The sequence below is a fragment of the Micromonospora sp. SH-82 genome, assembly GCF_051132485.1.
Classification (GTDB): domain Bacteria; phylum Actinomycetota; class Actinomycetes; order Mycobacteriales; family Micromonosporaceae; genus Micromonospora.
The window spans coordinates 1,901,575-1,928,229 of the sequence record NZ_CP148049.1 but is presented as its reverse complement, the minus strand read 5'-3'; the positions used below and the strand labels follow the sequence as shown (position 1 = coordinate 1,928,229).

Sequence of the window (26,655 nt, the reverse complement as noted above, 5' to 3'; positions counted from 1 at the left end):
ATCCGGTACGGAGGCCATTGCCTCCCAGGTGGTCACTTCGACGCCCCGACCGGGACGGGTGCACCGAGGACGTCGTCGAGCAGTTGGCCGCACCACTCCAGGAGGGCCTGGTCACGCAGGGGCTCCCCGCCGATGCGTCGGGTGTTCGGGCGGGGCACGCTGACCTGGTCGGTGGCCTGCTTGTAGACCGAGTCCGGGTGGTACCGCTTGAGCCGCAACTGCTTGGAGTCGGGCAACGGCAGCGGGCCGAACCGCAGGTGCTTGCCCTGCATGCTGACGTCGGTGAGGCCGTACCGGCGGGCCAGGAGTCGGAACCGGGCCACCGCGACCAGGTTCTGCACCGGGGCGGGCGGCTCGCCGTACCTGTCGGTCATCTCGGCGACCACCTCCCGCAGCCGGTCGTCGTCGCGGGCCTCGGCGAGTTTGCGGTACATCTCCAGGCGGAGCCGCTCCACCCCGACGTAGTCGTGGGGCAGGTGCGCGTCGATCGGGAGATCGATCTTGACGTCGGTCTCCTCCTCGGGCTGTTCCCCCTTGAAGGCCTGGACCGCCTCGCCGACCATCCGGACGTACAGGTCGAAGCCCACCCCCTCGATGTGGCCGGACTGCTCCCCGCCGAGGAGGTTGCCGGCACCCCGGATCTCCAGGTCCTTCATCGCCACGTACATGCCCGCGCCCAGCTCGGTGTGCTGGGCGATGGTGGCCAGCCGCTCGTGGGCGTGCTCGGTGAGGGGCTTCTCCGGCGGGTAGAGGAAGTACGCGTACGCCCGCTCGCGGCCCCGACCGACCCGGCCCCGGATCTGGTGCAGCTGGGCCAGGCCGAGCAGGTCGGCCCGCTCCACGATCAGGGTGTTGGCGTTGGGGATGTCGATGCCGGACTCCACGATGGTGGTGCAGACCAGGACGTCGAACTCCTTCTCCCAGAAGCCGACCATCACCTTCTCCAGGGCCTCCTCGCCCATCTGGCCGTGTGCCACCGCGACCCGGGCCTCGGGCACCAGCTCCCGCAGCCGACGCGCCGCCCGGTCGATCGACTCGACCCGGTTGTGCAGGTAGAACACCTGGCCGTCGCGGAGCAGCTCCCGGTGGATGGAGGCGGCCACCTGCCGCTCGTCGTGCGCGCCGACGAAGGTCAGCACCGGGTGCCGTTCCTCCGGTGGGGTGGCGATGGTGGACATCTCCCGGATCCCGGTGATCGCCATCTCCAGGGTCCGCGGGATCGGGGTCGCCGACATGGCCAGGACGTCGACGGAGGCCCGCAGGGTCTTCAGGTGTTCCTTGTGCTCCACCCCGAACCGCTGCTCCTCGTCGATGATGACCAGGCCCAGCGACTTGAACCGGGTCGCCGCCTGCAACAGCCGGTGGGTGCCGATGACGATGTCGACGGTGCCGTCGGCGACCATCTCCATGGTCCGCTCGGACTCCTTGGCCGTCTGGAACCGGGACAGCTGCCGGACCGTCACCGGGAACTGGCTCATCCGCTCGGCGAAGGTGTTGAAGTGCTGCTGCACCAGCAGGGTGGTGGGCACCAGCACCGCCACCTGCTTGCCGTCCTGCACCGCCTTGAACGCCGCCCGGACCGCGATCTCGGTCTTGCCGTACCCGACGTCGCCGCAGATCAGCCGGTCCATCGGGACCGTCTCCTCCATGTCCCGCTTGACCTCGTCGATCGCGGCGAGCTGGTCCGGAGTCTCCTGCCAGGGGAACGCGTCCTCCAGTTCGCGCTGCCAGGGGGTGTCCGGGGCGAACGAGTGCCCCTTCGACGCCTTCCGGGCGGCGTAGAGCTGGATGAGCTGGGCGGCGATCTCCCGGACCGCCTTGCGGGCCCGGGCCTTCGACTTCTGCCAGTCCGAGCCGCCCATCTTGTGCAGGGTCGGCTGCTCGCCGCCGACGTACCGGCTGAGCTGGTCGAGCTGGTCGGTGGGGACGAAGAGGCGGTCACCGGGCTGGTTGCGCTTGCTCGGCGCGTACTCGATCACCAGGTACTCCCGGGAGGCCCCGTTCACGGTCCGCTGCACCAGCTCGACGTACCGGCCGATGCCGTGCTGCTCGTGCACGACGAAGTCACCGGCCTTGAGCTCCAGCGGGTCGATGGTGTTGCGCCGTCGGCTGGGCATCTTCCGCATGTCCCGGGTCGAGGTGCCCCGGCCTCCGGTGATGTCGTCGCCGGTGAGCAGCACGAACCGGGACGCCTCGGCCACGAAGCCGTGCCGGACGGAACCGCAGGTGACCAGGACCTCGCCGGGGGTGGGGGCGGCCGGCACCTGCTCCACCAGACGGGCCCCCAGACCGGCGTCGCGCAGCACCTCGACGGCCCGCTGGGCGGGGCCGTGGCCCTCGAAGACCAGCGCGACCGACCATCCCTCACCGGACCACCGCTTGAGGTCATCGACCACCCGGGGGGTCTCCCCGTGGTAGAGGGGGGCGGGTTGGGCGGCGACGGTGACGGCTATCGCGTCGTCGGGGGTGACGTCCCCGGCCTCCGGCTCGTCCTCCCAGGGCCGGCGGGTCGGCGGGGTCTCCCCCTCGACCAGCCCGAACGGGGACAGGGTCCACCACGGTTGGCGCAGCCGCGCGGCGGTGGCGCGTACCTCGGCGAGGGTCTTGAAGGCGGCGGCGCCCAGGTCCACCGGGGCCTTGCCACCGACGGCCGCCGCGGCCCAGCTGGCCTGGAGGAACTCGTCCGAGGTACGGACCAGGTCGTGGGCGCGGGTCCGGATCCGCTCCGGGTCGCAGAGGATCACGTGGGTACCGCCCGGCATGGTGTCCAGGAGCAGCTCCAGCGAGTCCGCGCCGATCAGGGCCGGGGCCAGGGACTCCATCCCCTCCACCGGGATGCCCTCGGCCAGCTTGTCGCAGATCTCGGCCAGCTCCGGGTGCGCCTGCGACAGGTCGGCGGCGCGTCGACGGACCGCCGGGGTGAGCAGCAGCTCCCGGCAGGGCGGCGCCCAGAGCGTGGGTACGCCCTCGATGGTCCGCTGGTCGGCGACGGCGAAGGTACGGATCTCCTCCACCTCGTCGCCCCAGAACTCGACCCGGGACGGGTGCTCGTCGGTGGGCGGGAAGACGTCGAGGATCCCGCCGCGCACCGCGAACTCGCCCCGCTTGGTGACCAGGTCGACCCGGGCGTACGCCATGTCGGTCAACCGGCGGGCGACCTCTTCCAGGTCGGCTTCGTCCCCGGCGGTCAACTGCACCGGCTCCAGGTCTCCGAGCCCCTTGAGTTGCGGTTGCAGCAGGGACCGGACGGGGGCCACCACCACCCGCAGCGGACCGGTCCGCCCGTGGGCGTCGGCGGAGCCCGGGTGGGCCAGCCGACGCAGGACGGCCAGCCGCCGCCCGACGGTGTCGGAGCGGGGGGAGAGCCGCTCGTGCGGCAGGGTCTCCCACGAGGGGAAGACCGCCACCTGCTCGGCCGGAAGGAGGTCGCCCAGCGCGGCGGCCAGGTCGTCGGCCTCCCGGCTGGTCGCCGTCACCGCCAGGACCGGCCGTCCGGCACCCCCCTGCGCGCCCGCCCCACCGTCGGCGGCGATCGCGGCGGTGGTGAAGGGGCGCAGCGCCGCCGGGGCGGTCACGTCGAGCCCGTCGGCCTGGGCCGCCCCGGAACGGGCCAGGTCCCGGACCCGGGCCAGGGCCGGGTCACCGAGGGCGGCGGCGAGCAGTCCGGCAAGCGTAGTCATTGTCACTTCCCGTGGAAATCGGACGTACCGGAGTCGGCACCACAGATGCGAAAAATCGGGTGCCGACACACGACGAAGACCCCGCGTCCAGTCCAGGACCAGGGGTGCCACCTCAGGGTATCCCCGCTGCGGAGATCTGTGCGAACACACCGTGTCGCCCGCCTCGTACCCTGATCCCGCCCTGTCCGACCAGCACCTGGAGTGCCCCGGTGAGCTACCCCCCGCCCGGTCCCCCGCCGCCCGGCCAGCCGTACGGCAACCCGTATCCAGGCCACCCCGGCCAGCCCTCCGGGTACGGCGCGCCCCCGCCCGGGGGCTACCCCCCGCCCCCGACGACCCCGGTGACGAAGCGCATCCCGGAGGACCAGCCGTTCGTGGTCCGCCCCAGCATCGCGAAGCGGGGCGGCGTCATGGGCGGGGTGGTCCTGTTGGTGCTCACCCCGTTCGTCTGCCTGGCCGGCTTCGCCGCCCTCCAGGTCGGTGAGGGTGCCGCCCTGCCCGGGTTGGGCGTGATCGGCGCGCTCGCCTGCCTGCTGCCCCTGATCGCCCTGCCGCTGGGCTTCCAACTCTGGTTGATCGCCTCCGGCGGCCCGGTGCTGGCACTCAGCCCGGCCGGAGTCTGGATCCGCAGTCGGCCGACCCGAGGACAGGCCGTCTGGCTGCCGTGGGAGGCCGTCGCCCAGATCTCCCGCCGCCGGTGGAGCCTGGAGAAGATGCTCGTCGTGCGCCCCCACGACCCCCGGATGGTGCAGAACCTCGGCGTGTTCACCGCGCTGGACAGCGGCGTCCTCCACGCCTTCTACGGTTCCGGCCTGGTGGCCACCCTCAACTTCGCCGACAAGCCGGAGGCCGAGATCATGGCCGCGGTCGCCCACTACAGCGCCGGCCGCTGCCCCATCACCTGACCCTTGTAGATCTTGGAAGGTTCGGGCCCCTGGAAGGGCCTGAACCTTCCAGGGTCGCAGTCGACTCCTCCCGCCCTTCGCTTCAGGCGGCCCGGAGGGACGCCGCATCCAGTCGGCGTACCAACCGGCGGGACAGGTGGACCAGTGCCCGGGACTGGTCGGCCCTGATCAGCCAGCGTTCGGCCTCCGACCCGCTGGACAGTTCGAGGAGCAGACCGGAGGGCGGATTCGGCCCGACCTCCATCCGTCACAGCCCCACCCGGAGCTGGAACACCTCGTCCCCCTGAGCAGCTGTGGCGAGTCGGGACAGGTGCAGGTCGCCACGCCCGGCACACTCCTCACCCCGCACGCACCACGAGGGGTGGACAGGATTCGATAAGTTACCCATGGGCCGGGTCTCCTCCCGGTCAAGGCCCGGGGATCGGAGTGCCACCTCCACCCCGGGCCGCTCACGTGCAGGCACCCACCCGGTTACGAGCCAGGGCGAGTGATCTCAGCCTAACGCAGAGTGTCGACATTGTCGACACCGTCGACGTTATAGACGCTGTCGATCTCCGGTGATCTACTTGGCTCCGCGAGCCAGGGAGAGACACATGAACATGCCCAAGTACGAGCGGGTCGCATCGGCGATCCGCGAGCAGATCCAGGCCGGCGCACTCAAGCCGGGTGACCAGATCCCGACCACCCAGGGCCTCATCGAGCAGTACGGGGTGTCATACGGATCGGTCCGCACCGCACTGCTCCTCCTCAAGGCAGAGGGGCTCATCGAAGGCCGCCAAGGCGAAGGGGTCTTCGTCCGGGAGCGGGACGCGGGGTAGTCGAGGCGTACGACGGCGTCGGTCGGACGGGTCGGCGGGCGAGTCCACACAGACGCCATTGTGGACGTTGACCAGGGCGGACACCCGGCGGGACAGCGGGTTCGCATGGCTGGCGCAAAAGGTCGAAGTGGACTTTAGCCATCACTTTCGTTCAGAACGATAAAAGTCTTGGCTCCATGACCGAAAGATATGGACACCTCAATGGCAAGTCCGTTAGGGTCGGGCCACGAAGATGTTTCGGTGAGGTAACCGACGGCGCGGCTACCTCGCGGGACCTGGCAACGGGGCGCGCCTCACGCCCACGGCCACGGTCACTTCGTCGGGGTGGCGCCTCGGCGGAGACCCACAGTCACATCCGTTCCGGCGCGACGGCGCGCGCCACGTCCCTGGACCTTCCACCCCCGCCCGCCCGACCCGGCGGCGAAGACCAGCCCGGACAGACCCCCTCCCCGCCCGCCCTCACCCCACCACCCGTCTGAACACGGTCGGGTTCACCCTGCCCGTCGCGCAACCTTCGGCGTCACCTCCGGCACGCCTGCCGATTCCGTGGTCCCGCCCGGCCGTCACCGGCCGTCCGGCGACGCGGGGACGGACAGGTGAGGCTGCCGCGCGCCCGTCACGCCACCACCATCAGGCAGCTCCGGTGGAACCAGCCATCGGGATGCCCGACAAAGTCTGACAAAGACCTTGATTGAAAGGTATGCCGGACATGCCATTCCGCTCGCTCGGGTACGGCACATCGAGTCGCCGACCCCGTCCCCCGACACCCGCCGCCGGCCGGTACCGGCGTCCCCTCGCCGCGCTGACCCTGGCGTTCACCCTGCTGCTCACGACCGCCCTCAACGCCGTGCCCGTGGGGGCGAAGGAGAACGCCGACCAACTGCAGGACCAGGTCCTGACCTGGACGGCAGACAACGACGTCACCGCCTACAAGACGGCTCCGGCCACCGCCGTGGCCGGTCCGGCGACACTGGTCTTCGAGAACAGCGCCGCGACCGGCAACACCAGCGGCATGCAGCACACCCTCACCTTCGAGACCGGTGACCCCAGGTACAACCAAGACGTCGACGTCAACATCCTGGCCGACCCCTTCGACGCCAACGGCGGTCGGTGGACGGTGGACGTGGTCCTCACCCCCGGCACCTACCGGTACTTCTGCGCGATCCCCGGGCACGGCATGATGGCCGGCCTGCTCGTCGTCACCGGTGAGGACGAGGAGGAGGACACCACCGCCCCGACGGTGAGCGCCTCGGTCGCCGGCCAGCAGAACAACGCCGGTGCCTTCGTCGGCGCGGCCACCGTCACCCTGACCGCGAGCGACGCCGAGTCCGGCGTGGAGAGCATCGAGTACTCGCTCGACGGGGCGGAGTACGCCGCCTACACCGGACCGCTGACAGTCAACGAGCCCGGCGAGCACCGGGTCGACTACCGCGCCACCGACGTCGCCGGGAACACCTCGGCGGTCCAGTCGGTGGACTTCACAGTGGTCGCACCCCCGGACCCGGACACCACGGCACCGACGGTGACGGCGAGCCTCAGCGGTGAACGCGACGGCGACGGGGCGTACGTGGGCGCGGCCACCGTGACCATCGCCGCCTCCGACGCCGACTCCGGCGTGGCCACCATCGAGTACTCCCTCGACAGCCAGCCCTTCACCACGTACACCGGGCCCTTCGCCGTCAACCGACCGGGCCAGCACACGGTCGGCTACCGGGCCACCGACAACGCCGGGAACACCTCGACGGCGGAGTCGGTGACCTTCACGGTGGTCATGGGCGGCACCGACCCGGACTGCGCGGTGCTCGACACCCGCCCGACGGTCTGGTTCGGCACCGTCGACACCGGCCTGCCCAACCGGACGGTCGGCACCGGTTGCACGATCAACAACCTGATGGCCAGCGAGCGGATCTGGCTCAACCACAACGAGTTCATGACCCACGTCCGGGCGACCACCCAGCACCTGATGCACCTCGGTGTGATCAACCGGGACGAGCGTCAGTCCCTGGTCGACTCGGCCCGCGCCTCGAACGTCGGCAAGTCCGACGAGCAGACCGGCTACCGGTCGCTGCTGAGCCGCTCGGGTGCCTCGTTCAACGAGTGGGAGCACGTCGGGGCGGGTGGGTTCAGCCGTAACGCCGACGGCTCGATCACCAGCAGGCCGGTCGACGGCCTGGGGATGCTCTGGTATCCGATCCGCCAGTACGGGGACTTCTCGTTGAAGTTGCAGTGGCGCGACGACGCCCCGGGCGACGGTCGGGCCAACAGCGGGGTGTTCGTCCGCTTCCCCGGTGTGCACCAGCACCCGCAGGAGTCCCGCCCGGAGTGGGTGGCCATCAAGTACGGCCACGAGATCCAGATCCTCGACCGCGCCGACGGTGACCAGTACAAGACCGGGTCGGTCTACGGATTCGACCAGATCGACCTGGACGGGGCCGGTGTCACGCCGAAGGGCACCTGGAACGACTACGAGATCCGGGTGGTCGGACAGCACTACTCGATCTTCCGCAACGGCGTGCTGATCAACGAGCACGTCAACGATCCGGCTGCGGTCTTCACCCCGCCGAGGTCGGACGACCCCGGTGGGGCCGGTCGGCAGAACACGCACGGATACGTCGGTCTCCAGGTGCACGGCGCCGCCGACATCGTCAGCTTCCGCAACATCCGGGTCGCCCCGCTGACGCCGTGACCCCGGGCGGGTGATCACAGCCCGCCACCCACCCCACACCACCGGAGTCAGCCGTGGCCGGCGAGGGCCGCCGGCCACGGCTGACCGACCCGATTGGAACCACAGTGGAACAGACCGACGTGATCGAGCACCGACCGGAACCGAAGAGACCTCCTCGAACAAGCGGCCTACGGACCCTGCTGGCGGTGGCCGTGGCGGCGATCACCCTGGGCAGCGCGGGCACCGCCTTCGCCGTCCAGTCCGGGTACTTCGCCGAGAAGCCCGACGGGTGCGTCGCCCCGGACCGTTCCATCGAGTTGTACGCGGTGGAGCTACCCCGGGACCCGTCGACCAACCAGGTCCGCCTCGGGTACGGGTTGACCCCGCAGGCAGCGTCGTACCCGGGTCCGACGTTGGAGATGATCGAGGGCGAGTGTCTCCGGCTCACCCTGCACAACCAGGTGCCCGAGGCGACCCTGGCCGCGCTGCGGACCGACCCGAGCCACCCGCTCGGTGTCTCGCTGCACGTGCACGGGGTCAAGTACACCCAGGACTCCGACGGCACCGTCGAGCCCGGTTCGTACGTCGCCCCGGGCCAGTCCCGCAGCTACACCTGGTACGCCAAGCCGCGCAACAGCAAGACCGGTTCCCCGGGTACGGCCGGATACTGGTGGTACCACGACCACGTGGTCGGCGGCAGCCACGGCACCCAGGGGCTCAACGCCGGACTCTTCGGCGGCCTGGTGGTACGCCGCCAGGGCGATCCCCGACCGGACCGCACCTACGTCAGCTTCTTCGGTGACCGGCAGACGATCAACCTGCGGCGGGGCGCCGAGGTCGACACCTGCGACCCGGTGGACCCGCAGCCGGGGCCGACCTGCCTGGTCGCCAAGGTGGGCGAGAAGGTGGAGTTCATCGTCGTCGGGATCGGCAACGACATGCACACCTTCCACCTGCACGGACACGCCTGGGCGGACACCCGTACCGGCCTGGTGGCCGGGGACAACAAGGCCCTCGTCGACTCGATTCCGGTGATCGACAACAAGACCCTCGGCCCTGGTGACTCGTTCGGCTTCACGGTCGTCGCCGGGGACGCGGTCGGCCCGGGGCACTGGATGCTGCACTGCCACATGCAGTTCCACTCCGACCTCGGGATGGCGACCAGCCTGCACATCCTCGACGAGAACGGACGGATGCCGCCGCACCACGGGTCCCACGTGCACGGCCCCGCTGCGGGCTCGGGCGGCGCCAACGCCCCGGCCTCGAACACCCCCGCCGGTGCGGTCGACCACTCCACACACCAGCCCGCCGGCAACTGACCCCACCCTCCCCCACCCTCCCCGTCCACAGAAGGAGCAGAAATGGCCCAAAAACGCCATTTCCGTCTGACCCGACTGCGTACCTCCACCCGCCGCGCCCTCGCCGTGACCTCCGCCGCCGTCCTCACCGCCGGCCTGCTCAGCGTGGTTCCGACCGCCGCCGAGCCGGCCAGCGCGGCACCCCCCACCTGGGGCAGCCGGGTGGTGAACGTCCTGGTCTTCCACGGTCCCGCCGCCGACCAGAACGACCCGGTCAGCCGGGCCACCAACATCATCAAGAGGCTGGGCAGCGAGAACGGCTTCTACGTCCACTCCTCCGACGACCCGAGCGTCTTCACCGCCGACAACCTGGCCCGGTACCGCAGCGTCGTCTTCCTCTCCGCCAACGGGGTGACCCTCGACGACAACCAGGAGGCGGCGTTCCAGGCGTACGTCAAGGGTGGCGGCGGGTTCGTCGGCGTCCACGACGCCGCGTACGCCCAGCCCGGGTCGGAGTGGTTCACCGGTCTGATCGGTACCCGCCCCGCGCCCAGTCTGCCCGCCGCAGAGAAGGTGGTGGAGGCGACCGCCAGCGGCAACAACCCGCCGAACGAGACCGCCCAGCACGCCTTCGACGGCACCACCAGCACCAAGTGGCTGGTCCGGACCAACACCGGCTGGCTCGCCGGCAAGCTCGCCGAGCCGAAGGTGATCAACAGGTACGCCCTCTCCTCGGCCAACGACTCCGCCGGCCGGGACCCGAGGGACTGGACCCTCCAGGGCTCCGACGACGGACAGACCTGGACCGACCTGGACCGGCGGACCGGGCAGACCTTCCCCCAGCGGTTCCAGACCAGGCAGTACGCCTTCGACAACGACCGGGCGTTCCTGCACTACCGGCTGAACATCACCGCCAACAGTGGAGAGCCGCTGATCCAGCTCTCCGAGCTGTGGCTGATCGGCAAGGACGCCCCGGCGGCCCCGGAGACCAAGGTGCAGGAGGCGGTGGTCCAGGTCACCGACAGGCAGCACCCGGCCAACGAGGGCCTCCCGCTGACCTGGAAGCGGTCCGACCAGTGGATCAACTGGGACCCGAGCCCCGTCGGGCGGGTACACACCGTCGCCCAGGTCGACGAGACCAGCTACGACGCCGGGCTCGCCGGCAACGGTCCGTTCCACCCGATCTCCTGGTGCCGTGACTACGACGGCGGCCGGTCCTTCTACACCGGGATGGGACGTACCGAGCAGAGCTGGACCACCGACACCCGGTTCCGCAGTCACCTGCTCGGCGCGATCCAGTGGACCTCCGGCACGGTCCGGGGCGACTGCCAGGCGACGATCGCCGCCAACTACCGGGTGGAGCGGCTCACCACCGCCAACACCTCCGGGCAGCTCGACCAGATCGGCGAACCGCACGGGCTGACGATCTCCCCGGACGGCTCGGTCTTCTACATCGGCAAGGCGGCCTGCCCGTCCGGCCCGATCGCCAGCTGGGACAACCCCAACGTGGGCCTGGGCTGCGGCACCATCCACCGGTGGGACCCGGAGACCAAGCAGGTCAAGCTCCTCACCACCCTCCCGGTGATGGGCAACCGGGGCAGCGGCAGTGAGCTGGTCAAGAACGAAGAGGGCCTGATCGGCATCACCCTCGACCCGAAGTTCGCCGAGAACGGCTGGGTCTACGCGTTCTGGATGCCGCACGAGTCCATCGACCGGGAGAACCGGGTCGGCAAGCGGACCGTCTCCCGGTTCACCTACGACAAGCAGGCCGACACCATCGACCAGGACACCCGCAAGGACCTGCTGAGCTGGGACACCCAGATCCACAGCTGCTGCCACGCCGGTGGCGGGATGGCCTTCGACGACGAGGGCAACCTCTACATCGGCAGCGGAGACGCCAACTCCTCCGGCGGCTCCAGCGGGTACTCCGGCAACAACTGGACCCAGGAGTACGCGGGCATCTCCTTCCAGGACGCCCGCCGTACCTCCGGCAACACCAACAGCCACGACGGCAAGATCCTGCGGATCCACCCGGAGGACGACGGCACGTACACCATCCCGGAGGGGAACCTCTTCACCGGGCAGGAGGAGGGCGGGGGCAAGACCCTCCCGGAGATCTACGTGATGGGGGTCCGGAACATCTCCCGCCTCAACTGGGACCCGGTCAACAACTGGCTGACCGCCGCCTGGGTCGGCCCGGACGCCGCCGCCCCGAGCCCGGAGCTGGGCCCGGCGAAGTACGAGCACGCCACCATCATCACCTCCGCCGGTAACCAGGGGTGGCCGTACTGCATGGGCGACAACCAGCCGTACCGGGACCGGAGCAACACCGACGCCAGCGTGCTGGCCGGCTGGTACGACTGCGACAACCTCAAGAACACCTCGCCCCGCAACACGGGTCTGGTGGACATCCCGCCGTCCCGCCCCAGCATGATCTGGTACTCCCCGCAGGGCGGCGGCCCGGTCTACCCGACCCGGACCGACGGCAGCGGGCTGCCCTCGTACGTCCTCGGCGAGGAGACCTTCACCCGCCCGTGGCTGCGCGGTGGCGGCCAGGCGGTGATGGACGGCCCGACCTACCACCGGTCGACGGTCGACACGAACAGCGGCGTGGCCTGGCCGGCGTACTGGGACAACAAGTGGTTCATCGGTGACCAGTCCAACTCCAACAACCGGGTGGCGGTCACCGTCGACCCGGCCAACGTGCCCGAGCAGGGGGCCCCGGCCTTCGCCGAGGACCTCCGGGCCATCATCCCGGGCGGCAACGGGGGCACCCAGCTCCAGTCCTGGATGGACGCCAAGTTCGGCCCGGACGGCGCGCTCTACATGCTCGACTACGCGGGTGGCTTCTTCAGCCTGCACGGCAACCAGAAGCTGATCCGGATCGTCTACACCGGCGGGGAGGCCACCCCCGGCCCGGCCCACGCCTCAGCCCGGGTGACGGCCACCAGCAACCACCGGACCGTCGCCTTCTCCAGTCACAAGGTCGGCGGGGTGGCCTGGGAGTGGGACTTCGGCGACGGCACCAAGGGCTCGACCCAGCCGCACCCGACCCACACCTACCGCACGCACGGCTCGTACCAGGCCACGGTGAAGGTCACCTACGCCGACGGTACGACCGCCACCGGCACCGTCGACGTGACCACCGGCTGCGTCGCCCCGGACACCCGGGCCACCGTGTGGCTGCTCGACACCGACACCGGGCTGACCAACCGGAAGGCCAACGGTGGCTGCACGGTCAACGACCTCATCGACGACGAGCGGACCTGGCCCAACCAGGGGTCCTTCCTCGCCCACCTGGACGAGGCGATCGACCACCTGCTCAAGACCCGGGTGATCAACAACGAGGAGGCCGCCACCCTGCGGGCCGCCGGGGTCGACTCCCCGATCGGTCGTACCCCCGGTTACCAGCCCATCTTCGACGGGACCGCGCACTCCCTGGCTGACTGGCGACAGGCACCCGGGGGCTCCTTCGCCCTGAACCTCGACGGCACCATCCGCAGCATCGGCGGAATGGGCATGCTCTGGTACGCGGGCCAGGAGTTGGCCGACTACTCGATCAAGATGAAGTTCCGGGACTCCTCCCCCGGCACCACCCGCGCCAACAGTGGGGTCTTCGTCCGGTTCCCGGACCCCCGGACCCCGCTGGAGGACCGGCCCGAGGGAGCCTGCTCCACCCTCGGCTCGGCCCGCACCTCCCAGGCCTGGGTGGCGATCATGTGCGGTCACGAGATCCAGCTCTACGACGGGGCCACCGGTGAGACCCAGAAGACCGGCTCGGTCTACAACTTCCAGCCGTTGACGCTGGACCGGTCGGGGGCCACCCCGAAGGGCCAGTGGAACGACTACGAGATCCGGGTGGTCGGGCAGCGCTACACGATCATCCGCAACGGGGTCGTCCTCAACGAGTTCGACAACGTCCCGGGGAAGCAGTCGTCCCGGGCGGGCGACCCACCGACCGACCTGCGGCAGTTCACCAGCGGGTTCGTCGGGTTGCAGAACCACGGCAACAGTGACGTGATGGACTTCCGGGACATCCGGGTCCGCGCGCTCTGACCCGAACCGGCGCGGCGGTACGGGAGACCTCCCGTACCGCCCGCGCCGGGCGGCTCCCATCCCGCCCCGGGCGGCCCCGTCCGGTCGGCCCGCACCCGTCTGCTCGGGCCTGCCCCGGCTGTGGGGGCAGCTCCACAGGCGCCCGATCGAGAGGTGTCCGGGCACGGCGCGGGGACCCCGGCCCGTGGGGGTGGGCTGGATCACGTGAATCGTTGCGGATCCGACAGACGACACCCTCATACCCCCGCCCACCAGCACAAACATGCCACGTCGCAGCCCCCGGACCGGGTCGGGTCCCCGACGGGACACCTCCCTCCACCGAGGGCGTTCTGAAGGGGTCCCTCCTCTCCGAAGGGGTGGCGCGGATACGATCAGGGGAAGTCGGACAGCGCTGTCCTTCGTACTCTCGTGAGGAGCGCATCGTGACCGACCAGCACGACCACGACGGCCCCGACGCCGCCCTGCGGGCCGACATCCGTCGCCTCGGCACCCTGCTCGGCCAGACCCTCGCCCGGCAGGAGGGGCGCCCCCTGCTCGACCTGGTCGAGGAGATCCGCGCCCAGGTACGGTCCGACGCCCCGGCCGCCGCCCAGCGGCTCGGCGGGCTCGACGTCACCACCGGCACCAAGCTGGCCCGCGCCTTCTCCACCTACTTCCACCTGGCGAACATCACCGAACAGGTGCACCGCGCCCGCGACCTGCGGCGACGCCGGGCCATGCACGGCGGGTGGCTGGACCAGGCCGCCAAGATGATCGCCGAACGGGGGGTGCCGGCGGAGGAGATCGCCGCGGCGGCCCGCCGACTCGCGGTCCGGCCGGTCTTCACCGCCCACCCCACCGAGGCGGCCCGCCGGTCGATCCTGTCGAAGCTGCGCACCGTCGCCGACGAGCTCGACACCGAGACCTCCAACGCCATCCTCTACGGGGCCAGCGACGAGGGTCCGGCCAACCGCCGCCTCGCCGAGGTGCTCGACCTGATGTGGCAGACCGACGAGTTGCGGCTGGACCGGCCCGACCCGACCGACGAGGCCCGCAACGCCATCTACTATCTCCGCGACCTGTACGCCGAGGCCGCCCCCCAGGTCCTCGGCGACCTCGCCGAGACGCTGCGCACCCTCGGGGTGGAGACCTCCCCGACCGCCAGGCCGCTCACCTTCGGCACCTGGATCGGCGGCGACCGGGACGGCAACCCGTTCGTCACCCCGCTGGTCACCCGCGAGGTGCTGACCATCCAGCACGAGCACGGCATCGCCGCCACCGAGGCGGCCATGGAAGCCCTGATCAACGAGGTCTCGGTCTCCCGCCGACTGCGCGGGGTGTCACTGGACCTCTCCGCCAGCCTCGCCGCCGACCTCGACGCCCTCCCCGAGGTGGCCCCCCGGTTCCGGCGGGTCAACGCCGAGGAGCCGTACCGGCTCAAGGCCCGGTGCGTCCGGGCGAAGCTGGCCAACACCCGGGCCCGACTCCGGCAGGCCACCCCGCACGTCCCGGGTCGGGACTACCGGGGCAGCGCTGAACTGATCGCCGACCTGGAGCTGCTGCGTGCCTCACTGGCCCGCAACTCCGGCCAGCTCACCGCCGTGGGCCGACTCGCCACCACCATCCGCACGGTCTCCGCGTTCGGGCTGCACCTGGCCACCATGGACGTCCGTGAGCACGCCGAGGCGCACCACGCCGTCCTCGCCCAGTTCTACGACGCCGTCGGCGAGGTCACCGACTACCCGGCGCTGACCCGGCTGGAGCGGACCAAGCTGCTCGGCGACGAGCTGACCGGACGCCGTCCGCTGGCCGCCGTCGACATCCCGCTGACCGAGGGTGCCCGCAAGACCTTCGACGTCTTCACCACCATCCGCGAGGCGCAGGACCGGTTCGGCAACGAGGTGATCGAGTCGTACATCATCTCGATGACCCTCGGCGTCGACGACGTCCTCGCCGCCGTGGTGCTGGCCCGCGAGGCGGGGCTCGTCGACGTGCACTCCGGGCGCGCCCGGATCGGGTTCGTACCGCTGCTGGAGACCCCTGCCGAGCTGGACGCCGGCGGTGAACTCCTCGACGAGCTGCTGTCGCTGCCCGCGTACCGGGCCCTGGTCACGGCGCGGGGAGACGTCCAGGAGGTGATGCTGGGCTACTCCGACTCGAACAAGGAGGCCGGCATCACCACCAGCCAGTGGTCCATCCACCGCGCCCAGCGGGCGCTGCGGGACGTGGCCGCCCGGCACGGCGTACACCTGCGGCTCTTCCACGGCCGGGGCGGCACCGTCGGTCGGGGTGGTGGACCCACCCACGACGCGATCCTGGCCCAGCCGTACGGCACCCTGGACGGCGCGATCAAGGTCACCGAGCAGGGTGAGGTCATCTCCGACAAGTACACCCTGCCCGCGCTGGCCCGGGAGAACCTGGAACTGACTGTCGCCGCGGTGCTCCAGGCGACCCTCCTGCACACCGCCCCCCGCCAGCCGGCCGAGATGTTGGAGCGCTGGGACGCGACGATGGACGCGGTCTCCGCCTCGGCGTACCGCTCCTACCGGTCGCTGGTGGAGGACCCGGACCTGCCCGCGTACTTCTGGGCCTCGACCCCCACCGAGCTGCTCGGCCAGCTCAACATCGGGTCCCGGCCGGCGAAGCGACCCAACACCGGTGCGGGGCTCTCCGGCCTGCGGGCCATCCCGTGGGTCTTCGGCTGGACCCAGACCCGGCAGATCGTCCCCGGCTGGTTCGGGGTCGGCGCCGGACTGGCCGCCGCCCGGGAGGCCGGTCACTCGGATGTCCTCGCCGAGATGTACCGCAACTGGCACTTCTTCCGCACGTTCCTGTCGAACGTCGAGATGATGCTGACCAAGACCGACCTCGACATCGCCCGCCGGTACGTCGAGACGCTGGTCCCCAAGAAGCTCCACCCGATCTTCGACAAGATCGAGGCGGAGTACGAGCTGACCCGGCGGGAGGTCCTGGCTGTCACCTCCAGCCCCGACCTGCTGGACAACTCGCCGGTCCTCCAGCGCACCCTCGCCGTCCGGGACACCTACCTGGAGCCGCTGCACCACCTTCAGGTCGCGCTGCTGCGCCAGTACCGGGACTCCGGTGCCGCCGGTCGGGCCGTCGTCACCGCCCCCGGTGGTCGGCGTGCCCCCAGCGACGGTACGGCCCTGGAGCGGGCCCTGCTCACCACCGTCAACGGCATCGCCGCGGGGATGCGCAACACCGGCTGACCGGACCGACGACGAAAGGCGCGACGGCCGACCCGTTCCCGGGTCGGCCGTCGCCTTCGTGGTGCAGCGGGTCAGAAGTCGAAGTCACCGCCCCCGAAGTCGCCGCCGCCGAAGTCACCACCACCGAAGTCGCCGCCGCCGTAGTCCCCGCCGCCCGGGTCACCGGCGGTGGCGAAGTCGCCGTCGCCCATGTCCCCACCGGCGTCCATGCCGTCCTCGTAGCCGGCGGCGTAACCCGGGTCGCCGAAGCTCGGCGACAGCAGCGCGTCGGCGATCAGCATGCCGCCGAGCACACCGACGCCCGCGCCCATCGCCGTCTTCCACCAGGGCGTCGAGTACCACCCGGCCGGCACCGGCCGTCCCTGCATCCGCCCACCGGGGTAGTAGTAGGGGGTGTCCTGGCCCGGCTGCGGGCCAGCCTTGAAGGTCTGCCCCTGGACGTTGACCTCGCGTTCCTTGGTCAACTGCCCCGCACCCTGCGCGGCGGCCAGCGGGGGCAGGTCCGGCCCCGGGTCGATGCCGAGCGCGGTCCGGGCCGCCCGGACGTAGGCCAGCCCCTCCAGGGCCGTCTCCCGGGCCAGCCGGAACTGCTGCACGGTACGTGCCTGTTCGAGCTGGCTCCCGGCGGCGTTGTACCGCTCACCGGCGTCGACGAGGGCCTGGCGGACCGCCGGCTCGTCGCCCTGCAGGTTCATCACCTGACCACCGAGGCGCTCGTACCAACGCTGAGCGTCGGCGCGCACGTCGGCCAGCTCGCGAACCTGTCGGGCGGCTTTCTCGCGCCTCCACCACAGGAAGCCACCACCGAGCAGGGCCACCAGCACGATCACCAGCAGAAATTCCATACTCCGACGGTACCCGGAACCCGCCACGCCTGCCCGTGCCGCAGCCTACTGATGATCACAAGCCCTTCCCCGGGTGCGGAGACGGGCGGGGAGCGGGGTGGTTTGGCAAGCTGCGGGGATGGAGTTCTCGACGCTGGCCGTGGTCGTCGTCTGCCTGGGTGCCGGGGCGGCGGTGGGGTGGTACGCGGCCCGCAGCCGAGCCGCCGCCGACATCGCCCGACTGGAGGCGACCCTCGCCGCCACCAGGGAGGGTGAGGGCCGGTTGGAGCAGTCGATGCGGGCGTTGAGCTACGAGGCGACAGCCCAGTCGCAGGAGGCGGTGGCCCGGGCGGTCGCCCCGCTGCACGACACCCTCCGCCGGTACGAGAACCGCGTCACCGAGCTGGAACGGGACCGGGTCGACGCCTACGCTGAACTGCGGGAACAGGTCCGGGCCATGGGGACTGTCTCCGGCGAGCTGCGGACCGAGACGAAACAGCTGGTGGCGGCGCTGCGCGCCCCCCAGGTCCGGGGGCGGTGGGGTGAGCACCAGCTGCGCCGGATCGTGGAGGCGGCGGGGATGCTGGAGCACTGCGACTTCGACGAGCAGGTGACCGCCGCGACCGACCATCGGGGGGTACGCCCGGACCTGGTGGTCCGGCTGCACGGTGGACGCAGCGTGGTGGTGGACGCGAAGGTGCCGTTCGACGCGTACCTGACCGCGATGGAGGACCGCGACGAGAAGGGGCGCGGCGGCCACCTGGACAGGCACGCGAAGCAGCTCCGGTCGCACGTGGACTCGTTGGCGGCGAAGGCGTACTGGTCGGCGTTCGACAGCACCCCGGAGTTCGTGGTGCTGTTCGTGCCGGCCGACCCGTTCCTCGACGTGGCGTTGCAGCGGGACCCGAGCCTGCTGGAGCACGCCTTCGCCCGCAACGTGGTGCTGGCCACCCCGGCCACCCTGGTGGCGCTGCTGCGGACGGTGGCCTACTCGTGGCGGCAGGAGGCCCTGGCGCGCAACGCGGTGGCGGTGCACTCGCTCGCCCGCGAGCTGTACGGACGACTGTCCACCCTCGGCGACCACGTCGGGAGGTTGGGTTCGTCGCTGGGTTCGGCGGTGACCGCTTACAACAGGGCGGTCGGCAGCCTGGAGGCCCGGGTGCTGGTCAGTGCGCGCAAGCTCGCCGAGCTGGGGGTGTCCGATCAGGATCTCGCCGTTCCGGCGCAGGTCGAGCTGGCCCCCCGCCAGCCGCAGGCGCCCGAACTGGTCGAACGGGCGCGGACCGGGCCGTCCACGTCCGTCGATCACTGACGGGGTCGGCACGGTCGGGGTAGGACCATCCGGCGCGGAAAGTCACGACCTGGTCACAACGTACTACCGAGTAGTGGACATCGACGACTGAAACAACGAAGTATGTCGCTCACGTGCGCCCCGGCGTACCCGGGGCCTTCCACCTTCCTGGGGGATACCGAACGTGAGCAAACCCCGCATCAGGAGTCGGCGTACCTCCGCCGCCTTCGTCGCATCGGTCCTGGCGGCCGGCGCGATCTCCGTGGTGGCCGGCGCCACCACCGCGAGCGCCGCGCCCGCCGACGGCTCACCGGCCACCGCCGCCGAGACGCTCGGCCCGCACGACGCCAGACTGCTGGCCCAGGCCGAGGCCGAGAAGGCCCCGACCGTGACCCTGATCGTGGCCGCCGACAAGGGTGCCGCGAAGAAGGTCGCCGACGGCGTCCGCCGACTCGGCGGCTCGGTCAGCCAGCAGTACGACAGGGTCGGGTACGTCCTGGCCACGGTCCCGACCGGCCAGGTCCTCAAGGCCGCCACCCTGCCCGGGGTCGCCGCAGTGGACCTCGACGAGGAGATCAGGCTCCCCGACCCGGCCCCGGAGCGGGCCCCGGACGGGACCGTCGCCGCAGCCCAGGGTGCCACCCTCGCCGGGCCGGACGCGGACACCCCCGGCGTCAACCCGTACATGCCGACGCACGAGACCGGGGCGGAGGCCTTCAAGGCCGCCAACCCGCAGTGGGACGGCCGGGGCGTGACGATCGGCATCATGGACTCCGGTGTGGACCTCGACCACCCCGCGCTCCAGCAGACCACCACCGGAGAGCGGAAGATCGCCGACTGGGTCACCGCCACCGACCCGCTGGAGGACGCCAGCTGGCGGCCGATGACCACCGAGGTCACCGGACCCACCTTCACCGCCGCCGGTACGACCTGGACGGCCCCGGCCGGGACCTACCGGTTCAACAGGTTCAGCGAGGCGATCACCGCCGCCACCGACCACCGTGGCGACGTCAACCGCGACGGCGACACCACCGACACCTTCGGTGTGCTGTTCCACCCGGGGACCAACGACATCTGGGTCGACGCCAACTCCGACCAGGTCTTCTCCGCGAACGAGAAGTTCCGCCCCTACCGGGAGCAGTTCCAGGTCGGCCACTTCGGCACCGACAACCCGGCCACCCCCGTCCGTGAGCAGACCCCGTTCGTGGTGGAGTACCGCAAGGCCGTGCCCACCAGCATCGGACCCGTCGACTTCGTCAACATCGGGATCGTCTCCAGCGCCCACGGCACCCACGTCGCCGGGATCACCGCCGCCAACGACATGCTGGGCAACAGCGCCTTCGACGGTGCCGCCCCCGGGGCGAAGCTGGTCTCCTCCCGGGCCTGCTCGTGGAGTGGCGGGTGCACCGCCGCCGCGCTCACCACCGGCATGGTCGACCTGGTCGTCAACCGCAAGGTCGACGTGGTCAACATGTCGATCGGTGGCCTGCCCACCCTCAACGACGGCGCCAACGCCCGCGCCCAGCTCTACAACGACCTGATCGACATCTACGGCGTCCAGATGTTCATCTCCGCCGGCAACTCCGGCCCCGGCCTGAACACCGTCGGCGACCCGTCGGTGGCCGGCAACGTGGTCAGCGTCGCGGCCAGCATCAGCAAGGACACCTGGCTGGCCAACTACGGGTCGGTGGTCCGCAAGGAGAACGCGCTGTTCAACTTCTCCTCGCGCGGCCCCCGCGAGGACGGCGGGTTCAAGCCCAACATCGCCGCCCCCGGTTCGGCGATCTCCACCACGCCGCTCTGGCAGGCCGGTTCCCCGGTGCCGGAGGCGGGCTACCCGCTGCCCCCGGGCTACCAGATGCTCAACGGCACCTCGATGGCCTCTCCGCAGGCCGCCGGGGCCGCGGCCCTGCTGCTGTCGGCCGCCAAGGCGACCGACAAGGGGGTCACCCCGGCCGCGCTGCGCCGGGCCGTCTACACCTCGGCGAACCCGATCGAGGGCGTCCCGACGTACGCGCAGGGTTACGGCATGTTCGACGTGACCGGCGCGTGGGAGCTGCTCGACGAGGGTGTGGAGACCCGTTCGTACGTCTCCGACGCCCCGGTCTGCACCCCGCTGTCGGCCAGCCTGAGCCGGTACGACAGCGACCTGGGCGCCTTCGTGCCGAACCCGCACCGGGGTGCCGGCGTCTACAACAGGTGTGCGGTGGCCGACGGTGGCCAGAAGGTCAACCAGGCCAAGACGTACGAGGTCACCCTCACCCGGACCAGCGGACCGGCCCGGGGCATCCCCCACGAGGTCTCGTTCGAGGGCGACAACGGCACCTTCCGTACCCGCAAGCAGGTGTCGCTGCCGCTGAACCAGCCGGTCACCATCCCGGTCACCGCCAAGCCGGGCACCGCCGGGGTGCACGGCGCGCTGATGACGATCGACGACCCGAACACCTCGGTGGTGGACTTCGAGGTCGCCACCGTCGTGGTCGCCGCCAACGAGACGAAGCAGCCGAACTTCTCCTTCTCGGCCGAGGGCTCGGTCGACCGCAACGGCTACACCTCCTACTTCGTCACGGTGCCGCCGGGGGCCGGGGCGTTGCAGGTGAACCTCTCGGGCATCGCCACCGGTTCGCAGACCCGGTTCATCGCGATCAACCCGTACGGGGTGCCGACGGAGGGCACGGCGAGCACCCTGTGCTTCACCAACTTCTCCGACCCGAACGTGTGCAAGCCGCAGGAGCGGGACTACCCGAACCCGATCCCGGGGGTCTGGGAGATCGAGGTCGAGTCGCGGCGTACCTCACCGGCGTTGAACAACCCGTTCCGGTTGCAGGCCCGGGTGCAGGGCGTCGCGGTCTCCCCGGCCGTGGTCGACCTGCCCAGCGTCACCGCCGGTACCCCGACCCCGGTGAGCTGGGAGCTGACGAACACCTTCGGCCCGGTCCCGGTGACCGGCAGGGGTGGCCCGCTGGCCAGCGTCCACACCGAACGGCCCACCATCGCAGACGGCGGGCAGCAGGAGTTCACCGTCGAGGTGCCGGCCGGGGCGAGCACCTTCACCGCCCGGATCGGCAACACCGCCAACCCGGGCGCCGACCTGGACCTGAGTGTCTACCGGGGCAACACCCTGGTCGGCCAGCAGGCCGACGGCGACTCCGAGGAGGCGGTGACCCTCACCAACCCGCAGCCGGGCAGCTACCGGGTCGTGGTGGACGGCTACTCGGTCGACGGGCCGGGCACCAGCACCGCGTACGACTACCGGGACTCGTTCTCGGCGGCGTCGCTGGGCTCGCTGACCGCGCCGACCACCCCGCTCGTCCTGCGGCACGGCGCCACCGCCACCCTCACCGGTACGGTGACCGCCCTCGCCACCCCGGCTGCCGGCCGGGAGTTGCAGGGTGAGCTGAACGTGGTGACCACCGAGGGTGCCGTCGTCGGCCGAGGCGCCGTCGCCATCCACGCGGTGAACTGATCCGGTCCGCTCCACCCCCGACCGGATGAGCGGAGCCCGTCCCCGAGGACTCGGGGACGGGCTCCGCCGTCTGTCACCGGCCGAGACGGCCCGCCCGGAGCCGGTGTCGCGATTGAGCGGACGACGAGACCGGGCGGTCAGGCCGGACGGGCGACAGGTCCGACGCGGTCAGGCCGGACGGACGGCAGTTCCCGACGCGGTCAGGCCGGGCGGGCGGTCGACACGACGAACGGGGTGCCCTGCTGGCAGGTGGTCATCAGCCCCTCCTCGACCTTCCCCGTGACGGTCACCCGGGCGCCGGGCCTGAGCACCGACGTGTCCCCGCCGACCAGGAGATACCCGTCGAGGAGGAGGCACCCCGGCTCCACGCCGGCCCCGACCCTGCCGGTCAGGGTGGTGGTGCCCGGTTTCGGGGCGGCGCTTCCGCCCGGCCGTCCGGGGTCCCCGGCGGAGGGGCGCCCGGTCGGGTCGGCCGGCGCGCTCGGCGTACTCGGATCCGTGGGGTCGACCGGGGTCGGGGAGACGGGCGGGTCGCTCGGGTCGGAGGGGTCGGTGGGCACCGGTGTCTCTCCCGTCGTCGACGCGGGGGCGGAGGGCTGGTCGTCGGCCGGGTCACCCGCACAGGCGCTGAGCAGCGTGCAGGCGACCAACGCGCAGACGACGATCCGGAATTTCCTCATACCCGATCCGACGGGACCCCGCACCGATCCGTTCCCGCCGACGGCTGCGGCACCGGGATCAGCCCCGGGCGGCGGCAGCGGCGGCCTTCATGTCCCGCTTCAACTCCTGCGGCAACGAGAAGGTCAGCCGCTCGTCCGCAGTGGTGATCTCCTGGACGTCGGCGAACCCGCGCTCGGCGAGGTGGGCGAGGACCTGCTGCACCAGCTCGTCCGGCACGCTGGCCCCCGAGGTCACGCCGACGGTGTCCGCCCCCGTCAGCCAGGCGTCCTCGATCTCGTGGGCGAAGTCGACGAGGTGGCCGGCGCGGGCCCCGGCGTCCAGGGCCACCTCGACCAGGCGTACGGAGTTGGAGGAGTTGCGGGATCCGACCACGATCACCACGTCGCACTCGGCGGCGATCTCCTTGACCACGTGCTGGCGGTTGGAGGTGGCGTAGCAGATGTCGTCGCTCGGGGGCGACTGGAGCAGCGGCAGCCGCTTCTTGAGCCGGGCGACGGTCTCCAGCGTCTCGTCGACCGACAGGGTGGTCTGGGAGAGCCAGACGACCTTCTCCGGGTCCCGGACGGTGACGTTCTCGACGTCGTCCGGGCCGTCCACCAGCTGGATGTGGGCGGGGGCCTCACCGGCGGTGCCGATGACCTCCTCGTGCCCCTCGTGGCCGATGAGCAGGATGTCGTAGTCGTCGGCGGCGAACCGGCGCGCCTCGTGGTGGACCTTGGTCACCAGGGGGCAGGTCGCGTCGATCGCCTTCAGCGAGCGGGCCCGGGCCTGCTCGTGGACCTCGGGTGCCACGCCGTGCGCGGAGAAGATCACCGTGGCGCCCTCGGGCACCTCCTCGTTCTCCTCCACGAAGATCGCGCCCCGGGCCTCCAGGGTCTGCACCACGTGTTTGTTGTGCACGATCTGCTTGCGGACGTAGATCGGGGCACCGTAGAGCTTGAGCGCCTCCTCCACGGTCTGCACCGCCCGGTCCACGCCCGCGCAGTAACCACGGGGGTTGGCCAGGAGTACGCGCTTGCCGGTCTTGGGGGTCGCCTCAGCCTCGCTCACCCGACCATCGTACGTGCCGTTCCACCCACCCCCGTTCCTCCGGCGTTCCCCAGCCCCGTACCCGGTGGGAGTGGCGGTCGGGGATGTCGGCGGGTGGTTCTAGGGTGGGTGGATGGCTGAGTCGGGTGCGAAGAGCAGTGCCGAGGAGCCCTGGCCGGTCCGAGTGGTCAGCCAGAAGGTCGGCGCCTGGATCGCCCGACTCGGCTGGGTCTGGGTGGACGGGCAGGTGGCGCAGATCAGTCGGCGCCCGGGGGCGAGCACCGTCTTCCTCACCCTGCGGGACCCGTCGGCGGATCTGAGCCTCACCGTCACCACCAACCGGGACGTCCTCGACGCCGGGGCGCCGGAGCTGCGTGAGGGTGCCCGGGTGGTGATGCACGCCAAGCCGGAGTTCTACGCCGCCCGGGGCACGCTGAGCCTCCGCGCGGACGAGATCAGGCAGGTGGGGCTCGGTGAGCTGCTGGCCCGACTGGAGAAGCTCAAGAAGCTGCTCGCCGCCGAGGGGCTGTTCGACCGCAACCGCAAACGACGACCCCCGTTCCTGCCGGGTCGGGTGGGTCTGATCACCGGCCGGGCCTCGGCGGCCGAGCGGGACGTCCTGACCAACGCCCGGCGGCGGTGGCCGGCGGTGGACTTCCGCACCGTCAACGTGGCGGTCCAGGGTCCGGGTGCGGTACCGCAGATCGTCGACGCGTTGCGGGTCCTCGACGCCGATCCGGGGGTCGAGGTGATCGTCCTGGCCCGGGGCGGTGGCAGCATCGAGGACCTCCTCCCCTTCTCCGACGAGGCGCTCTGTCGGGCGGTGTTCGCCTGCCGGACCCCGGTGGTCAGCGCCATCGGCCACGAGACCGACGCGCCGCTGGTCGACTACGTCGCCGACGTACGCGCCTCCACCCCCACCGACGCGGCCAAGCGGATCGTCCCGGACCTCACCGAGGAGGTGCGCCTCATCGGGCAGGCCCGGTCCCGGCTGGAACGGGCGGTCGGCAACCTGCTGGACCGGGAGCGGCACCGCGTGGAGTCGCTGCGGAGCCGTCCGGTGCTGGCCCGCCCTCAGGTGATGGTCGACCAGCGGGTGACGGAGGTGACCGCGCTGCGTCAACGGGCCGACAGATGTCTGGACCACCGACTGGCCGCCGCCGGTGACGACCTGCGGCACACGGTGGCCCGGCTGCGCGGTCTCTCCCCGGCGGCCACCCTCGACCGGGGGTACGCCATCGTCCAGCGCGGTGACGGTCACGTCGTCCGCGCCGCCTCCGAGGTCGGCCCGGGCGACCAGCTGCGGGTACGCCTCGCCGAGGGAGAGCTGGCCGCCACCGTCGACGACTGAGGACCGCGCCACCGCCGGTTCGTCACAGGGGTGTGCTGAGATGGGACCGATGAGCGACGAGAAGAAGGCCGGGCCGGACGAGCGGCTCAGCTACGAGCAGGCCCGGGCCGAGCTGGCCACGGTGGTCGAGCGGCTGGAGGCCGGCGGCACGTCACTGGAGGAGTCGTTGACGCTCTGGGAGCGCGGTGAGGCGCTGGCCGCGATCTGCCAGCGTCGCCTGGACGGGGCTCGGGCCCGGATCGACGCCGTCCGCCAGACCACCGACTCCTGACCGCCGACTCCCGGCCCTCTCCGGCCGCCCCGGCCACCTCGCATGACATCCGACCCGGTCGGTGCCGCGGTCCCGCTCAGGCATGACGGGGGTCGGGGTCGGACCCGCCGACCCCCCGTCCGTCGGGCGGCCCGTGGACGCGACGCGGGACCCGACAGCTGTCGGGTCCCGCGCAGGATCTCCTCAGGTCACCGGAAGAGGCTGTACAGCGCCTCCGGTGCCTCCTGGACCTGGTCCGCCGGTGGCTTCTGGGCGGCGGTGGCGTTGCCGTAGTCCGAGTAGGTCACCTTCACCTCCTCGGCGCGCCCCTCGCCGGTGTCGGCGATCTGGATGGCCAGTTCGCTGAGCCGGCCCTGCGGGTCCAGGCGGGCGGTGAAGGGCACGGTGCGGACCTCCGGGCCGATCTGGGCCACCAGTCCGTCGTCGAGGGAGCCGGCCTCGGCGGCCTTGGTCAGGTCGATGGTGCCGGCGTAGCTGCCGTCGCCCTCCCGCCGTACCTCGGTCATGCTCTGCGTGATCACCTCGCTGCCCGCCGGGTCGAGCTTGTCGAAGTCGAAGCCGAGGTTGCGGTCATTTTGGATCTTGGTCTGGTCCAGGCGCTGGTACTTGCTCAGGTCGACGTCACGGATCTCCGACAGCCGTGGTGCGTTGCGGCCGCCGACCTCCGCCTTCACCCAGCTCTCCGGCTTCACGTGGACGATGTCGAGGACGACCATCAGGTCGGACCCCGCCTCGCCGAGGGTGACCTTCATCTGCGCGCTCTGGCTCGGTTCGTGCACCTGTCCCTCGGCGGTCGACCCGCCACCGGACATGGTGAACGTGAAGTTGCCGTTCTTGATCTCGTTCGTCGAGGCCAGCAGCGCCTGCTTGGCGTCGGCGTCGGTCGCGCCGGTCGGGCCGCCGGACGGGTCGGGCGCGGCGCTACCGGAGGCGGTCGGGGTCGCCGAGGCACCGGGCTCGGCGGTGTCGGTGCCGGTGCAGGCGGCCAGGGCGGGGGTGAGGAGGGCGGCGGCGAAGACCGCCGTGCTGAAGCGCCGAATCGTCACGGGGTACCTCTCCAGGTGGGTAGTCCGGCCCGCGAGGTCGCCGGAGGTGTGCCGCCGGGGTGTGC

The 26,655-nt window shown here is 71.3% G+C and carries 16 protein-coding genes; 10 read left to right on the top strand and 6 right to left on the bottom strand.

The features are described 5' to 3' along the window. Window positions 1-32: 32 nt before the first annotated feature. Complete coding sequence (gene mfd, locus WHN02_RS08955; protein ID WP_434742905.1) at window positions 33-3,680, bottom strand: transcription-repair coupling factor; 3,648 nt, start codon at window positions 3,678-3,680, stop codon at window positions 33-35. Between the two features lie 209 nt (window positions 3,681-3,889). On the opposite strand from mfd, the gene WHN02_RS08950 reads away from it, so the two are divergent. Next, window positions 3,890-4,585 carry a hypothetical protein gene (locus WHN02_RS08950; RefSeq protein ID WP_434742904.1) on the top strand — a complete coding sequence of 232 codons (696 nt, stop codon included), beginning with the start codon at window positions 3,890-3,892 and terminating at the stop codon, window positions 4,583-4,585. 82 nt (window positions 4,586-4,667) lie between these two features. Here WHN02_RS08950 and WHN02_RS08945 read toward each other — a convergent pair whose 3' ends face one another. Then, a complete protein-coding gene (locus tag WHN02_RS08945) occupies window positions 4,668-4,829 on the bottom strand; it encodes a hypothetical protein (RefSeq protein ID WP_434742903.1) in 162 nt (53 codons plus the stop codon). A 349-nt stretch (window positions 4,830-5,178) separates the two neighbouring features. Here WHN02_RS08945 and WHN02_RS08940 point away from each other — a divergent pair, with 349 nt between their 5' ends. The 5 genes from WHN02_RS08940 to ppc all read left to right on the top strand — a co-directional run bounded on the left by WHN02_RS08940 (window position 5,179) and on the right by ppc (window position 16,631). Beyond that, window positions 5,179-5,403, top strand: coding sequence for a GntR family transcriptional regulator (locus WHN02_RS08940; RefSeq protein ID WP_434742902.1), 225 nt, complete (start codon window positions 5,179-5,181; stop codon window positions 5,401-5,403). A 709-nt stretch (window positions 5,404-6,112) separates the two neighbouring features. Then, window positions 6,113-8,089: an OmpL47-type beta-barrel domain-containing protein gene (locus WHN02_RS08935; RefSeq protein WP_434742901.1), complete on the top strand. Its 1,977-nt coding sequence runs from the start codon at window positions 6,113-6,115 to the stop codon at window positions 8,087-8,089. Between the two features lie 104 nt (window positions 8,090-8,193). Then, window positions 8,194-9,387: a multicopper oxidase domain-containing protein gene (locus tag WHN02_RS08930; RefSeq protein WP_434742900.1), complete on the top strand. Its 1,194-nt coding sequence runs from the start codon at window positions 8,194-8,196 to the stop codon at window positions 9,385-9,387. A 42-nt stretch (window positions 9,388-9,429) separates the two neighbouring features. Continuing rightward, entirely contained in the window at window positions 9,430-13,422 is a 3,993-nt protein-coding gene (locus WHN02_RS08925; RefSeq protein ID WP_434742899.1) for a ThuA domain-containing protein, read from the top strand. Between the two features lie 422 nt (window positions 13,423-13,844). Further along, window positions 13,845-16,631 (top strand): phosphoenolpyruvate carboxylase, encoded by a 2,787-nt coding sequence (ppc, locus tag WHN02_RS08920; protein WP_434742898.1) that lies wholly within the window; start codon window positions 13,845-13,847, stop codon window positions 16,629-16,631. Window positions 16,632-16,702: 71 nt separating this feature from the next. Here ppc and WHN02_RS08915 read toward each other — a convergent pair whose 3' ends face one another. After that, window positions 16,703-17,476 carry a hypothetical protein gene (locus tag WHN02_RS08915; RefSeq protein ID WP_434742897.1) on the bottom strand — a complete coding sequence of 258 codons (774 nt, stop codon included), beginning with the start codon at window positions 17,474-17,476 and terminating at the stop codon, window positions 16,703-16,705. 118 nt (window positions 17,477-17,594) lie between these two features. Here WHN02_RS08915 and WHN02_RS08910 point away from each other — a divergent pair, with 118 nt between their 5' ends. Together WHN02_RS08910 and WHN02_RS08905 are read left to right on the top strand one after the other, a co-directional pair. Next, complete coding sequence (locus WHN02_RS08910; protein ID WP_434742896.1) at window positions 17,595-18,767, top strand: DNA recombination protein RmuC; 1,173 nt, start codon at window positions 17,595-17,597, stop codon at window positions 18,765-18,767. A 163-nt stretch (window positions 18,768-18,930) separates the two neighbouring features. Continuing rightward, window positions 18,931-22,212 carry a S8 family serine peptidase gene (locus WHN02_RS08905; RefSeq protein ID WP_434742895.1) on the top strand — a complete coding sequence of 1,094 codons (3,282 nt, stop codon included), beginning with the start codon at window positions 18,931-18,933 and terminating at the stop codon, window positions 22,210-22,212. A gap of 200 nt (window positions 22,213-22,412) precedes the next feature. Here WHN02_RS08905 and WHN02_RS08900 read toward each other — a convergent pair whose 3' ends face one another. Together WHN02_RS08900 and WHN02_RS08895 are read right to left on the bottom strand one after the other, a co-directional pair. Continuing rightward, window positions 22,413-22,892: a hypothetical protein gene (locus tag WHN02_RS08900; protein ID WP_434742894.1), complete on the bottom strand. Its 480-nt coding sequence runs from the start codon at window positions 22,890-22,892 to the stop codon at window positions 22,413-22,415. A 58-nt stretch (window positions 22,893-22,950) separates the two neighbouring features. Beyond that, the gene (locus WHN02_RS08895) at window positions 22,951-23,943 is read right to left on the bottom strand and encodes a 4-hydroxy-3-methylbut-2-enyl diphosphate reductase (RefSeq protein WP_434742893.1); all 993 of its coding nucleotides are present in this window, start codon (window positions 23,941-23,943) and stop codon (window positions 22,951-22,953) included. Between the two features lie 112 nt (window positions 23,944-24,055). On the opposite strand from WHN02_RS08895, the gene xseA reads away from it, so the two are divergent. Together xseA and WHN02_RS08885 are read left to right on the top strand one after the other, a co-directional pair. Beyond that, complete coding sequence (gene xseA, locus WHN02_RS08890) at window positions 24,056-25,273, top strand: exodeoxyribonuclease VII large subunit (protein ID WP_434742892.1); 1,218 nt, start codon at window positions 24,056-24,058, stop codon at window positions 25,271-25,273. Window positions 25,274-25,322: 49 nt separating this feature from the next. Beyond that, entirely contained in the window at window positions 25,323-25,544 is a 222-nt protein-coding gene (locus WHN02_RS08885) for an exodeoxyribonuclease VII small subunit (protein ID WP_434742891.1), read from the top strand. Window positions 25,545-25,732: 188 nt separating this feature from the next. On the opposite strand, the gene WHN02_RS08880 is transcribed toward WHN02_RS08885, so the two are convergent. Continuing rightward, window positions 25,733-26,590 carry a hypothetical protein gene (locus WHN02_RS08880; protein ID WP_434742890.1) on the bottom strand — a complete coding sequence of 286 codons (858 nt, stop codon included), beginning with the start codon at window positions 26,588-26,590 and terminating at the stop codon, window positions 25,733-25,735. Between the last annotated feature and the right edge of the window lie 65 nt (window positions 26,591-26,655).

Bases quoted from the DNA above. Each gene is read 5' to 3' on its own strand.
- mfd (WP_434742905.1), bottom strand. From the start codon at position 3,680: ATGACTACGCTTGCCGGACTGCTCGCCGCCGCCCTCGGTGACCCGGCC.
- WHN02_RS08945 (WP_434742903.1), bottom strand. From the start codon at position 4,829: ATGGAGGTCGGGCCGAATCCGCCCTCCGGTCTGCTCCTCGAACTGTCC.
- WHN02_RS08940 (WP_434742902.1), top strand. From the start codon at position 5,179: ATGAACATGCCCAAGTACGAGCGGGTCGCATCGGCGATCCGCGAGCAG.
- WHN02_RS08935 (WP_434742901.1), top strand. From the start codon at position 6,113: ATGCCATTCCGCTCGCTCGGGTACGGCACATCGAGTCGCCGACCCCGT.
- WHN02_RS08925 (WP_434742899.1), top strand. From the start codon at position 9,430: ATGGCCCAAAAACGCCATTTCCGTCTGACCCGACTGCGTACCTCCACC.
- WHN02_RS08915 (WP_434742897.1), bottom strand. From the start codon at position 17,476: ATGGAATTTCTGCTGGTGATCGTGCTGGTGGCCCTGCTCGGTGGTGGC.
- WHN02_RS08910 (WP_434742896.1), top strand. From the start codon at position 17,595: ATGGAGTTCTCGACGCTGGCCGTGGTCGTCGTCTGCCTGGGTGCCGGG.
- WHN02_RS08900 (WP_434742894.1), bottom strand. From the start codon at position 22,892: ATGAGGAAATTCCGGATCGTCGTCTGCGCGTTGGTCGCCTGCACGCTG.
- xseA (WP_434742892.1), top strand. From the start codon at position 24,056: ATGGCTGAGTCGGGTGCGAAGAGCAGTGCCGAGGAGCCCTGGCCGGTC.
- WHN02_RS08885 (WP_434742891.1), top strand. From the start codon at position 25,323: ATGAGCGACGAGAAGAAGGCCGGGCCGGACGAGCGGCTCAGCTACGAG.